13 protein-coding genes and 1 pseudogene are annotated in these 12,240 nt (G+C 42.3%); 6 read left to right on the top strand and 8 right to left on the bottom strand.

Annotated elements, in window-relative coordinates; genetic code table 11:
• Positions 1-110: 110 nt before the first annotated feature.
• The 3 genes from BscR1v2_RS04190 to BscR1v2_RS04180 all read right to left on the bottom strand — a co-directional run bounded on the left by BscR1v2_RS04190 (position 111) and on the right by BscR1v2_RS04180 (position 2,064).
• Positions 111-326, bottom strand: coding sequence for a hypothetical protein (locus BscR1v2_RS04190; RefSeq protein ID WP_010704199.1), 216 nt, complete (start codon positions 324-326; stop codon positions 111-113).
• Complete coding sequence (locus tag BscR1v2_RS04185; protein WP_078689851.1) at positions 327-1,514, bottom strand: N-acetylmuramidase domain-containing protein; 1,188 nt, start codon at positions 1,512-1,514, stop codon at positions 327-329.
• A 79-nt stretch (positions 1,515-1,593) separates the two neighbouring features.
• On the bottom strand, positions 1,594-2,064 hold the full coding sequence (locus BscR1v2_RS04180; protein ID WP_078689850.1) for a hypothetical protein: 471 nt from the start codon (positions 2,062-2,064) through the stop codon (positions 1,594-1,596).
• Between the two features lie 82 nt (positions 2,065-2,146).
• On the opposite strand from BscR1v2_RS04180, the gene BscR1v2_RS04175 reads away from it, so the two are divergent.
• Both BscR1v2_RS04175 and BscR1v2_RS04170 read left to right on the top strand, forming a co-directional pair.
• Positions 2,147-2,401 (top strand): toxin HicA, encoded by a 255-nt coding sequence (locus BscR1v2_RS04175; RefSeq protein ID WP_236828976.1) that lies wholly within the window; start codon positions 2,147-2,149, stop codon positions 2,399-2,401.
• The gene (locus tag BscR1v2_RS04170; RefSeq protein ID WP_078689848.1) at positions 2,391-2,708 is read left to right on the top strand and encodes a type II toxin-antitoxin system HicB family antitoxin; all 318 of its coding nucleotides are present in this window, start codon (positions 2,391-2,393) and stop codon (positions 2,706-2,708) included. Before BscR1v2_RS04175 ends, BscR1v2_RS04170 begins: the two co-directional genes overlap by 11 nt.
• Positions 2,709-2,754: 46 nt before the next feature.
• On the opposite strand, the gene BscR1v2_RS04165 is transcribed toward BscR1v2_RS04170, so the two are convergent.
• The 5 genes and pseudogenes from BscR1v2_RS04165 to BscR1v2_RS08245 all read right to left on the bottom strand — a co-directional run.
• Positions 2,755-3,099 carry a head-tail joining protein gene (locus BscR1v2_RS04165; protein ID WP_078689847.1) on the bottom strand — a complete coding sequence of 115 codons (345 nt, stop codon included), beginning with the start codon at positions 3,097-3,099 and terminating at the stop codon, positions 2,755-2,757.
• Position 3,100: 1 nt separating this feature from the next.
• Positions 3,101-4,177, bottom strand: a complete 1,077-nt coding sequence (locus tag BscR1v2_RS04160) for a major capsid protein (RefSeq protein ID WP_078689846.1) — start codon at positions 4,175-4,177, stop codon at positions 3,101-3,103.
• A 13-nt stretch (positions 4,178-4,190) separates the two neighbouring features.
• Positions 4,191-4,556 carry a head decoration protein gene (locus BscR1v2_RS04155; RefSeq protein ID WP_078689845.1) on the bottom strand — a complete coding sequence of 122 codons (366 nt, stop codon included), beginning with the start codon at positions 4,554-4,556 and terminating at the stop codon, positions 4,191-4,193.
• A complete protein-coding gene (locus tag BscR1v2_RS04150; protein ID WP_236828975.1) occupies positions 4,556-4,942 on the bottom strand; it encodes a hypothetical protein in 387 nt (128 codons plus the stop codon). The genes BscR1v2_RS04155 and BscR1v2_RS04150 overlap by 1 nt, the downstream gene beginning before the upstream one ends.
• A gap of 70 nt (positions 4,943-5,012) precedes the next feature.
• Positions 5,013-5,117 (bottom strand): annotated as a pseudogene (locus BscR1v2_RS08245) (S49 family peptidase); the annotation flags it as partial.
• Between the two features lie 325 nt (positions 5,118-5,442).
• Here BscR1v2_RS08245 and BscR1v2_RS04145 point away from each other — a divergent pair.
• The 4 genes from BscR1v2_RS04145 (at position 5,443) to BscR1v2_RS04130 (ending at position 11,921) form a co-directional block, all read left to right on the top strand.
• A complete protein-coding gene (locus BscR1v2_RS04145; protein WP_078689844.1) occupies positions 5,443-6,819 on the top strand; it encodes a hypothetical protein in 1,377 nt (458 codons plus the stop codon).
• An 8-nt stretch (positions 6,820-6,827) separates the two neighbouring features.
• Entirely contained in the window at positions 6,828-7,571 is a 744-nt protein-coding gene (locus BscR1v2_RS04140; RefSeq protein WP_153301979.1) for a hypothetical protein, read from the top strand.
• Positions 7,572-7,588: 17 nt separating this feature from the next.
• Complete coding sequence (locus tag BscR1v2_RS04135) at positions 7,589-7,795, top strand: hypothetical protein (protein WP_153301978.1); 207 nt, start codon at positions 7,589-7,591, stop codon at positions 7,793-7,795.
• 121 nt (positions 7,796-7,916) lie between these two features.
• A complete protein-coding gene (locus tag BscR1v2_RS04130; protein WP_153301977.1) occupies positions 7,917-11,921 on the top strand; it encodes a NosD domain-containing protein in 4,005 nt (1,334 codons plus the stop codon).
• Positions 11,922-12,240 lie beyond the last annotated feature (319 nt).

The raw sequence follows: 12,240 nt of genomic DNA, 5'->3' as shown, positions 1-12,240 counted from the left end.
TACCGTGCTGATTATGTTTTAAAATGTCTCGTGCTAGGTTTGGACTGATCGTATTGAGATCTTGTCTGTCTAAATAAATAGGCAACCATCCTAGACAAGAGGAAGTGTATTTATTTGTCGCGCAGCCAGTTAGAGAGATCAGAGCGCACATTATCATCACTTTTTTTGTTAATCTCATCTTCTATTTTTAACCTTGTTTTGGCTGCCTTTAAAGCTTCCTCTGTCTGTTTGTGCTGTTCAACTTTCTTTCCAATCTGACAAACATTCATCAAAATCTCGAAAAGAGCAGCGGATGCATCAAGTATAATCGCAAGGTATTTTTGCACTTAGATAGCTCTGCCTTTCTTGTAATCTTTTAAATAAGTTCTTTTGACACGATCTGAGACGAGAACAATAATCAATCCTACAAAAATAGCAGCCATCCACCAATGATCCGAGATTGCTTTACCAATATGAACAAGTGGCTTTACAAGAGAACTCATTTTTCCTATAGAGAGTTTAAGATTATCAAATAGCCCCATTTGTTCTGCTCCCATGAGAGCTGAAGTGGCAGCAAGACCATAGCCCGCCGTTTGGGTTTTATCTGCATCTTTAATAATATTTGTCCCATTCTTTCTTAAGTCGGCCATGCTTACACCAGAGCGACGGGGACTAATCATTGGAGTGGCCACATCTAGCGCTGCTTGAGTTTTAGCGCCAACAACACCATCAACCTCTAAATTATGATCAGCTTGAAAAGCAAAGATTGCACTGCGTGTATTTGGTCCATAATCACTATCAATGGCAACAGGATAACCAAGATCATTGAGACGTTTTTGCAGCGCTTCAACACGGTAGCCTTTACACCCTAGTCGTAAACCATTGGCACGAACTGAATTACTAACCTCTGCTGATTTCTTTGTGAGAGCACAATAAGCATTACGCATGCGTCGGCCATATTCTTTGACCATACCACTGCCATTGTAAGCACGTGCAATGGCATTAAAATCCTTGTCTCGTAAACTTGAAGCAAGGCCACGGACTTTGAAAAAAGAAAACATTGCTCTTATTTGTTCGTCTTCACACGAACACATGCTGGTGACAAAATCTTGAACACTATTCCAACCAAGGATACCATAGTTATTTCCCATAATTTGACCAGCACCATAAGAAGCAGATTTTAAAGCAGCTTCTTCATCAATGGTCATAGCTGCAATAAGTAATTGTAAAGCTTGAGTATTGGTTTTTTGCTCTTTATATCCCCCATCTTTAGGGCTGATCCACTTCTCTCTCGCAAGATCTTCTGTAATAGCTTGTTTACGCTTATGAGGGGGTAAATTCTTATAAAACTGATGTTTTTCAAAAAGGACTTTTACACGCTGTTCATCATCAAAACCTTTACCATCTGACTCCACAGAAATAATCGCAGCAACGACAGCTTCTTCACACCCAATCTCTTGTGCTAAGGATTTCACCAGACCTTGTGTACGTGCTTTGCATTCACCATTGAGTAATTGTTCTACAATCTCTGTCATATATCTTCCTTATCCATGTGAATAACACCTTCACCTTCATCGTACTCTTCAATGTCCTCTGGGTTTTGTGCTGTTGATGTTACTTTTTGATCATCCCCTTCAAAGCTTCAAAAAAGACAGCATCATCTTCTTCAGAAGAGATATTCGTTACATAAGTGACTTCAAATGTTAAAATAGAACCATGCAATGCTAAGGAGCCATTATCACCAAAAGCCATGGCAATGTTTTGTAAGCGACAGCTTTCAACTGTGTTGTTAAGACTGGGATTACTATGGAAAATCGCTTCAATTTCCCAAGCTAATTGATCAACAAAACGCGCTCCATTTTCTCTTGTGTCATAGCATTCAACATCAACCGTTAAAACACGTCGTCTTGCCCCATAATCGTGTCCATCTTCTATCGTTTCGTTTGGAGTCGATACATTAACAAACGGATGCTCTTCATTAAAGAAATTAAAGTCTCGCATATTGTAAACTTCATCACCAGCCGATGTCTTGCTAGCTTTAATTAACTCAACAAACGTCTCTCTTAATGTATCTCGTAGATGCATCTTAAATCCTGTTTAGGACATATCAGTTGAAAACTATAAAAAGCATTGAATAGTATCAATAATAATACTATATAATAAAATTATGAGTCATAAAATTGAAAAAATAATCAGCTTGATGAAAACATCACCAAAGAACATAAAGTTTTTAGATTTGTTGGCTGTATGTAGACATTTCTTTGGAGAACTGCGGAACAATGGTTCAAGCCATTTTGTTTTTAAAACCCCGTGGTTTGGAGATCCTCGTGTAAATATTCAAAAAAGTTCTGGTAACAAAGCAAAAGCTTATCAAGTTAAACAAATCTTACAAGCGATAGAAAGGATAAAGAATGAACAATAATCATTATACGTATCGTGTTCTGTGGTCGCAAGAAGATGAGGAATATGTTGGTTTATGTGCTGAATTTCCTTCTCTTTCATGGTTAGATGTTAAAGCAGAGAACGCTTTAAAGGGTATTATGAACCTCGTTACAGAAGTTGTTGAGGACATGCAACGCAATGGAGAGGATGTTCCTATACCTTTGTCACATGTAAAATATAGTGGCAGATTTCAGTTAAGAATACCGCCAGAACTCCATAGACAATTAGCAATTCAAGCCGCTGAAAATGGTGTGAGTTTAAATAGATATATTTCTTCTAAACTGTAGCTCCTTTCCTCGATGCTTTATGAAGATGGAAAACTAATAAAAAAATTTACTTTACATCAGACACAGCGTCCTCACGAAGGATAAGCTTATACATATTTGCTTCTGAGGCTTGTACATTTGCGACAGTAAAATTCTCTTGGGAAGTGAGTAGAACAATACGATCTCCTAGTTCAGGAAGCACGCCTCCAATATCATTGATGCAAACATCAAGTTCTTTTCTTGGGATTGTTGTTTTTACTCTTCCCCCAGCTTCTGGCTCTGCATGCTTAATGCTATAAATCGCTATGATATGAAAAGATTGCCCTGTTTTCTTTCGTGTATAGATAACGGGCTGCCCAAAAGTGTCGCGTACATCTTCAATCATTTGACTGAGCAGCCCATACCATTGCATTTTATTTTTCTCCCACTACTGCTTTGAAGAGCATTTCAGGACGCGTGCAAATGAAGAGTGGGTAACTGTATACTTCAGGTCTCACCCATGCGTTATGTTCGCGATCTACAGTAAGTGTAGTATAAAGAGGTTTGCCAACTGTATTGACAAACTCCCAGGTTTCACCCGGAGCAAATGTTTTTTGGAATACACCAGGTGCGTTAACAGGGAAGAATCGGCATTCATTAGGCTTAATCCCTATAGCTTGTTTGGTGCCAGCTTTAGCGTTTACATTATAGTTACCAATATTACGATAATTGATAAATGTTACACCAGCAAAGTCAAAACTCCCGAAACTTCCTGATCCAATAGCTCCAGGTGTTGCAATACCTTTTGGGCTATTTAATGTTTGTGCTAAGGGTGTGTTGAGATAGGTTTCACGAACTGTTTTGTGATTTTTTAATTTTGAAAAGAATTCACGTCCACAAAGCCCAATAATCCATGACCAATTGGAAAATGCACCACTTGATGCTTCCACCATATTGGTGACAACTTGATCAACCATATTGGCAACATCTGTTGTGTCATCATCGAGTTTAAAATTAATAGCCTTTGGTGGTGTGATTCCCCATTCCTTGTACCAATCATAGACCACTGATCCGTCAGCATCAAGAACAACACCTTGAATAGCTCCAAGCTGCATATTTTCCCAGGTCAGTTCGATTTCTTTGATCAGTTTTTTTTGTCTTTTAGCGATAAATTTCATCGCTGTTTCAAGCTGGTCTTCTGTACCAAATTCTCGTCGGTTTTGAATTTCTCCTGATTTTATAGTATCGCTTTTGGCAATACGTGTTGTTTCAAAATATCGAATATTACGCTTATCTCTACCTGCTTCTATTAAAGGCGCACCGCGTTCACTTGTTGGAATGAGCGATAATGTATTATTACATCTCTCAATACTAACAGATGTTGTAGTTGTTTCAACTTCTTCAAAAAGATCAAGTGAGCCAATCAGACTAGGTTTAAACTCATAGTTTTCAATTGCTTTCATCATTGTTACCGATGAAAAAGCATCATGATTAAAAGATTTTATATCCATATTTGTATGTTTCCTATCGCAATAGAATGTTATTTTTTTCTAAGATCTGAATGGCAGTTTCCTTTTTCTTTTCGTCAATTTTGTCAGGCCATATCAGTTCAGATTTTTTTACTGTGCATAAACGCACTGTAATCGTTGCACGTTGATCGCTTTGTGATACATCAACATTGGCATAAGAAATTCCCGCTGGAATTTCACTGCCATCTGATGCATCAGGATTAAACGGCACATATTTGCCCGTTGATTTCACAAGCCCCATGACGGTTCCCGCTACAACTTCATCTCCTTGTGCAAAGATTACTTCCTCGTTTGACATGTCAGGATCATAACGCCCAAGATAAGCGCTATCACGAGGACCTTCATAAAAAACTTTACTCATTATATTGCCCTCCAAACTTTTTCCCATTTTGCATAAATATTTGTCTGAGTGTTTACTTCCGGATGGGGTGCATAAGACGATACGGCTAAAGCCTCGCTTTGTGACGTAGCATTAGCTAGAATAATGCTCTTTGCTTCTTCTAAGCTCATACCATCTTGAATAGCTTGTGCTGCATTGAAAGAAACACCTAAACGCTGCGCTTGCTTTTCCAAAGTCATAAAGCCCTGAGCACGCCTTCTTTCTTGTTCAAGTGTCGCTTGAATAACTACGTATTTATTTTCATTGACGTTATTATCTTTGTTAAAAACTTCAGTGTTAACACCAACGTCGACAGCATTTTCTTCTGCAGAAACTTTAATTTTTTCGCTTTCCTCTCCTGCAGGCAATTGTGCGGAAAGCTCGTAACGAAGCTGGCGCTAAGAAATCAGCTCACGGTTTGAGAAAATTAGCTGCAACAAGAGCTGCCAATGCTTGTGCAAATGTGCCTTGCGCATCTGCTAACCCAAGTTTTACAGCTTGAGCGCCTATAAATGTCTCTGTTTTCGTGTCGCGGATCGCTTGAACACTCGTAGGTCTGTTTTGAGTGTTTTTGTTTTTTCTGTCTGTGTGATGCTGGTTATGATTTTTGGATATGATTTTATGTTTTGTGTGTTTTTTGATGAATTTTTTTAAGTTTAATTTTTAGTTTTAAGGTGATTGTTTTGGTTTTGGTTCCACAGGGGTTCTTCTTGAGATGATGATGTAGGATAGAATGTTGTGGGGAGAATTTTGTGGTTTTTTTGCCCAGTTATTGGGTTTGAGGTGTTGGTTTTATTTTTCTGTTTTTTGAAAAATCGTTTTCCTCTTTTGATCCCATTGGTTTTGGGAGAAAGTGTGGGTGAGAGTTATGCGTCGTGTCTTAAATAATCATATTTGTTCTTGTATCCTATCAACCGCTCTGTTGGCAGCTCTGGCTCATTGCCTCTATCCGAAAAATGCAGTTGCTCAATCACAAAATTGTACGGGTGATGTTCAGGGGAATGGGGGGACTGATCGGCCTGGTGAGCCGATTGTGTGTGAGAGTGGATCAAAGTTTCTGAAGGGGCCTCGAGAAATAGATATGGGAAAAGTCTCTGATGAAGGTCAAGAAGCTGCTGTCACGGTGAAGGGGCAGGGGGCAATTATTACGATAGAGAGTCTGACGGTTAATGGTGAGGGTGCTGATGCTAATAAGCCGGCTGTTAAGGTGAAGAAGGGGACGTTGGTGTTGGAGGGGGTGTTGAATATTTCAGATGTCAAAACGGCGGTAGAGATTGATGGGAAGGGCTCTACTGTTATGCTGCTAGGGGAGACTGGTAGGAAGTCTATTACGATTAAGGAGGGAGGGCATGGGTTTAAGGTGAAGGGAGGAAATTTGTCATTGAAAGGGAAGACGGAGATTACGGGAGTGGGAAGTGGGGGGGTGGAGAGTACGGGGATGGAGATAAGTAATGGGGGAATGGTGTATGTGGAAGAGGGTGTGACTTTTGATAAGGTCACAACGGCGATAAGGATTGCGAGGGGTAGTGGAGAGGCGAGTATAAGTGGTAGGGGGAGTATGAATGTTACAGGAGAGGGTATTGCGATTCAGGTGGAGGGAGGGGGGAAGGCTAGTGTGACGTTGAAGACAATTACGGGAGATAATAAGGGTACGGGGATGGTGGTTTCGGGGAGTGGGGATTTGACGTTGAATGATGTGACGATGACGGGGATGAAGACAGCGATGCAGGTGGTGAGTGGGACGGCTAGTGTGATGGGGGAGACGCAGATTACGGTTAGGGGGGGTAATGGGATCGGGGTTAAGGTGGAGAGGAGTGGAACGTTGAATATGATGGGGGAGACGATGATTATGGTTACGGGTACGGGAGGGGTTGGGGTTAAGGTGGGGGAGGGGACGGTGAATGCTACTTTGACGAATACGAGGATTACGGTTGTGGAAAATGGGACGGGGGTTAAGGTGGGTGAGGGGACGGTGATCATGAAACAGGGGTCGATTACGGGAGATAGAACAGGAACGGGGGTACAGATGATGGGAGGGAACGTGACGTTGGAGGGGGTGAATATTTCAAGCTTCATGAAGGGGATAGAGGCAACAAAGGGGACGCTGAAGGTGAAAGGGGGAACGCAGATTACGGTTGCGGATGGTGGGACGGGGATAAACATGACTGGGGGGACGTTGAACATGAATCAGGGGACGATTACGGTTAAGGGGGGTGGGATTGGGGTGAATGTGGGGGATCGGTAGAAGCTACTTTGACAAATACGGTGATTATGGGAGGGAATACGGGGGTGACTATGGGGAGTTCGGGGGAGATGACGTTGAATAGTGTGAATATTTCAAAGGTGGGAACGGGGGTGAGTGCGACAAAGGGGACGCTGACGGTGACTGGCGGGTCGATTACGGTTGAGAATGGCGGAAAGGGGATAAACATGACTGGGGGGACAAAGTTAGAGGTGAGTGGGGGGACGGAGATTAATTTTACAGGAACAGGTACGGGGGTGCATGCGCAGAATGTGACGGGGGCGGTGAATTTGACGGGGACGACGATTGAGGGAGATGGAAAGGGTCATGGGGTGGGGATAACTATGGGAAGCACGGGGAAAATGACGTTGACTAGTGTGAATATTTTACAGGTGGGAACGGGGGTGAGTGCGACAAGTGGGACGCTGACGGTGACTGGCGGGTCGATTACGGTTGAGGGGGATGGGAGGACAGGTGGGGTTGGGATAAACATGAATGGGGGGACAAGTTTGACGATGAATGGGGGGACGATTGGGTTTAAGGGGGATGGGAGAGGGGTTAAGGTGCAGGGAACGGCGACGGTTAATTTGACGGGGACGACGATTACGGGAGGGGGAAATCAAGGGATAGGGGTGTGGGCGCAGAATGTGAAAGGGACGGTGACGTTGAATGAGGTGACGATTGAGAAGGTCAATCAGGGGGTGTATGTGAATGGGGGTGAGAGTTTGGAGGTGAGGGGGGGACGATTAATTTAACGGGAGCGGGGACGGGGGTGTATGTGTGGAATGGGACGAAAACGGTTAGTTTGACGGGGACGAAGATTACGGGAGATAGGAGTGCGAAGAGTTATGGGGTGGGAGTGCAGGGGGTAACGGGAACAGTAGTGACGTTGAATGGGGGATCGATTGATAAGGTGCAAACGGGGGTGTGGGTGTATGGGGGTGAGAAGTTGGAGGTGAGGGGGGGACGATTAATTTAACGGGAGCGGGGACGGGGGTGTATGTGTGGAATGGGACGAAAACGGTTAATTTGACGGATACGGTGATTAAGTTTAAGGGGGGTGGGATTGGGGTGTATGCGTGGGGGTGGAGAAGGTTGGTTTGACGGATACGACAATTGAGGGGGATGAAACAGGTACGGGGTTGGAGATGAAGGGGGGAGTGGCGTTGCTGCATGAGACAAATATAAGAGAGGTTGCAAATGGGATGACTATCGACAAGGGAATTGTACAGATGATTAGGGGAGAGATTGAGTTTAAGGGAGGGCATGGGGTTAGTCTTACAAAGGGATATGCTCATTTAGAAGATCTTACTATCGATGGAAAGGGAGCAGGAGGAGTGGGGATTAAAATTAATGAAGGGTTAGTAGGGTTGTATGGCACAAACTTGAGAGATGTCGGAAGTGGGGTGAGTATTACACAGGGAGCTGTCAAGATGGTCAAGGGAGAGATTGGGTTTAAGGGGAGTTATGGGGTTTATCTTTCAAAGGGGGGAGCTGGTTTAGAAGATCTCACTATCGATGGAAAAGGAACAGGAAAAGTAGGGATATGGATAAGTGGGAAGGGGACAGTGTTGTTAGAAAGGGTGAAGATTGAGAATGTACAAATGGGGGCAAGTGTAAAAGGAAGTGGGATGCTAAAGATGATTGGAGGGGAGATTAGGGGTGATGGAAGTGACAGGAGTACGGGGTTGGAGATAGTCCATGGAATGGTGCAGTTGGTTGATGTGGAGGTTTCAGGGGTCACAACGGGGGTAACTATGGCAGGGGGTGGGATTTTGATGATGGAGGGAAGAACGAAGATTACTTTAGCAGATGGGGATGGAGGGGTTGGGCTTAAAATAATGGGGGGTAATGCTTATTTGGCAGGTATAGTGGTTAAGGGAGAGGATTGGGGGAGAGTGAGGACGACAGTTAGGACAACAGCTATGGAGCGTACGGCAATCGAGGTGTCACAAAAGGGAACGCTGTTGTTGAAAGAGGTCGATTTGAAGGATATCGAAAATGGGATAACTGTCACAGAAGGGGCTGTCAAGATGGAGGGAGGAGAGATTGAATTTATGGGAGAGTATGGGGTCAAGATGGAGGATGCATATGCTTTCTTAAATAAGGTTACTATTACAGGACCTGGTTCTGCTGAGATAGGAGTGGGGATGGAGGTGGTTGGAAAGGGAACGGTGAAATTGGAAGATGTGATGATAAAGGAGGTTGCGACGGGGATAAGTATGATAGGGGATTGGATGTTGAACGTGAGTACGGGGACGATTGAATTTAAGAAAGGTTACGGGATCTATCTTTCAAAGGGGTATGCTAATCTAGAGGGGGTCAAAATTATAGGATCTGGTTCTGCTGAGACTGGGATGATGGTGCGGGATAGCGCTAAAGTTGTACTGAAAGGGACTTCCTCTCTTACAAATGTATATAAAGGTATGACGATCATAAACGGATCTGTCTGGATGACTGGAGGGGAAATTGGGTTTAAGGGACAACATGGGGTTTATCTCTCAGAGGGATATGCTTTCTTCAATAAGGTCAATATTACAGGATCTAGTTCCGCTGAGACAGGGGTGAGGATGGAGATGAGGGGAAAGGGGGCGGCATTGGAGTTGATCGATGTCAAAATCTCAGGGGTACAGAAGGGAATATGGGTCGCTAATAAAACTGTGAAGAATGAGACAGATACAATAAATGAGAAGCTAGTGTGGAAGACAAAAGGGACGAGGCTAGTGTGGAAGACAAAAGGGACGCAGACGCTAACGGGAGAAATGACGATAACGGGAGGGGCAATTACTTTAGAAAAAAGCAAAGGCTTTGGGTTTGGTATTCAGATGGAGGGATTGAAAAAGGCTCATGTGACAGAGCTTAATATTACAGGGGCTGGTCTTACTGAAACAGGGGCAGGAGTGGTTATCAGTAATTCAGAAATGGTCACAATCAATGACGTGACAATTCAAAAAGTCGCAACAGGGATTACTATGATGGGGGATGGGAAGCTGAATGTAATTGGGGGAACAATCTCGCAGGTGGAAAAGGGGATTGCTATCGCTGGGGGGACACTTTGGGTAAAGGGAAAGGCGACGGCTACTTTGACGGGTACGAGGATTATGGGAGATGAAAGTGAGAAGAGTACGGGAGTGGAGGTGAGTGATGGGACGATGATATTGAACAAAGTGACGGTAGGGAAGGTCAATAAGGGGATGAGTATTACAAATGGGGCTGTCAAGATGGAGGGAGGAGCTATTACTTTCCATGGAGATCACGGTATTTATCTTTATGAGGGAACGGCTGTCTTAAAAAAGGTTATGATGACATATCAAGGATCTAAGCATGATGCAGACTTCATTAATGTTGCAGGAAGAGAGGCAAGTGTTGCTGCAATAAAGGTGATGATCACAGGAAATAATAAAGGACAGGGGCTGCATGTGACAGAGGGTGGACATGTCACTCTGAACCATTCACATTTAACGCAGGTGCAAAATGCAATGACCGTTAATAATGCATCTGTATGGATGGGTAATGGTGCTATTAATTTTGTAGGGCAATATGCTATCAAAATGAACGGGGGAAAGGTTCTGCTCAATAATGTACAGATGAATTATAAAGGTTCTAGCAATACTACTGACTTCATTAAAGTAGAAGGAAGAGAGGCTGTTATTAAAACAATAGATGTAACAATTAATGCTAATAACAGTGGAAAAGGGGCACACGTTACAAAAGGTGGACATGCAATCCTAATCCGTACAAGCTTAAACGATGTTGATAAGGGAATAACCATTGAAAACGCTGAGCTAACTATGATCAGTACTTCAATGAGTTTTAAAGGACAACATGGGGTCAGTTTAAACTTCGGAAAAGCTATTTTAAATAAAGTCAACATGAAATATACAGGAAATACCAATACTGCTGATTTCATTAAAGCAGACGGAAAGGGAGCAGATATTAAGGCAAACAGAATTATAATTAAAGGACCTGGAGACAAAGGACGGGGCATACATGTAACAAACAGTGCAAAAATCACACTTCTCCGTTCGGAATTCACACATGTTGCTGAAGGAATCTATATCGATAGTGGAACAGTGAATGTTGAAAGCTCAACGATTACAGTAAATGGTAAAAATTCCTATGGTATAAGTCTTTTTGGGTCACACAAACCGGCATCTCAAGTACGGCTAAAAGGATCCCGAAAAGCTGCGCAAAATCTAGATGTTTCAGAAATAAGCAAAAGGGAGGGCATAGGATTTGTTAGTTTAACACAAACAATTTTAAAAGCTACAAATAGCACAGCTATTCATGGAAAAGGAGCTAAGAGTTTCATTGCTTTAAAGAACTCAGATATCTCGGGTAATCTTTTATTAGAAGCTAAAAATGGATCTTCTGTAATGCTTGCGGCAAATACCTCCTCACTGACTGGTGGTTCGCATGTTGATCATGAATCCGATGCTCTGTTTTATTTAACGAATAAATCAAAATGGGTCCTAACAAACAGAAAAAATCAAAATTCACAGAATTTATCTTCATCTATTTCTGATGTAATACTTAAAGATAGTGCTATCATTTTTGAAAGACAAACTTCGGGTAATTATCAAACACTGTACATTGGAACAGGGCAGGATAACATTTATCTTGCTCAAGGTGATGCGCAGCTTCATATCAATACTCAACTTGATAAGTCACTTGATCCTGATAAAACCGACCGTGTTCTGATTCATGGTAACGTTTTGGGGACAACTAAAATTCATATACATGCTACATCAGGTAATGACAATAAAGATGATAACAATCAAAGTATATCAATAGTGCAGGTTTCTGGAACGGCAAAGCAAGATTCTTTCAAGTTAAATTATGGTTATATCACATTAAATAATTCTCCTTACCAATATCATCTTGTTGCTTATGGTCCTGATTCTAATGTAGGGAAAGCAAATCCTGAACAAAGATTGGTTGGGGGAGAGGGAGATTTTTGGGATTTTCGTCTTGAAAGTAAATATATTGATCCTCATCCTCGTCATCCAGGAAAAGTGCCATCTAAACCAGCAATCGTACCACAAGTTCCAACTTATCTGCTCTTACCCAATTCCTCTTGCTTTTTAAGTGTGTCTTGTTTTTGAAGTGGTTTTGCTGACCGAGCTAATGAACGCAAAGGGGATTCATCCATATGAATAACACCTTCATCATACTCTTCAATTGTCTCTGGGTTTTGTGCTGCTGATGCTGCTTTTTGATCATCTCCTTCACCTGGGGTTAAGCCTTGGGTAGAGAAGCTGTTAAGCTATATCAAGGAACATTATACAATAGGTGATACAGTGGTAGAAAAGAGTACAAAACTGATTATAGAAAGATGCATAGAATTGCTTTCTATTTTCACTTTACACGACATTTATTAGCTCATTTAAAAGCTTTGAACTGTTAAGGAAGCCATAGAATTTA

Source organism: Bartonella schoenbuchensis R1, assembly GCF_002022685.1.
Taxonomy (GTDB): Bacteria; Pseudomonadota; Alphaproteobacteria; order Rhizobiales; family Rhizobiaceae; genus Bartonella; species Bartonella schoenbuchensis.
This window is presented reverse-complemented; position numbering and strand designations above follow the sequence as displayed.

What these genes read in the sequence shown, in the direction of transcription:
- BscR1v2_RS04185 (WP_078689851.1), bottom strand. Translation starts at nt 1,514, where the DNA reads ATGACAGAGATTGTAGAACAATTACTCAATGGTGAATGCAAAGCACGT.
- BscR1v2_RS04180 (WP_078689850.1), bottom strand. Translation starts at nt 2,064, where the DNA reads ATGCATCTACGAGATACATTAAGAGAGACGTTTGTTGAGTTAATTAAA.
- BscR1v2_RS04175 (WP_236828976.1), top strand. Translation starts at nt 2,147, where the DNA reads ATGAGTCATAAAATTGAAAAAATAATCAGCTTGATGAAAACATCACCA.
- BscR1v2_RS04170 (WP_078689848.1), top strand. Translation starts at nt 2,391, where the DNA reads ATGAACAATAATCATTATACGTATCGTGTTCTGTGGTCGCAAGAAGAT.
- BscR1v2_RS04165 (WP_078689847.1), bottom strand. Translation starts at nt 3,099, where the DNA reads ATGCAATGGTATGGGCTGCTCAGTCAAATGATTGAAGATGTACGCGAC.
- BscR1v2_RS04160 (WP_078689846.1), bottom strand. Translation starts at nt 4,177, where the DNA reads ATGGATATAAAATCTTTTAATCATGATGCTTTTTCATCGGTAACAATG.
- BscR1v2_RS04155 (WP_078689845.1), bottom strand. Translation starts at nt 4,556, where the DNA reads ATGAGTAAAGTTTTTTATGAAGGTCCTCGTGATAGCGCTTATCTTGGG.
- BscR1v2_RS04145 (WP_078689844.1), top strand. Translation starts at nt 5,443, where the DNA reads ATGCGTCGTGTCTTAAATAATCATATTTGTTCTTGTATCCTATCAACC.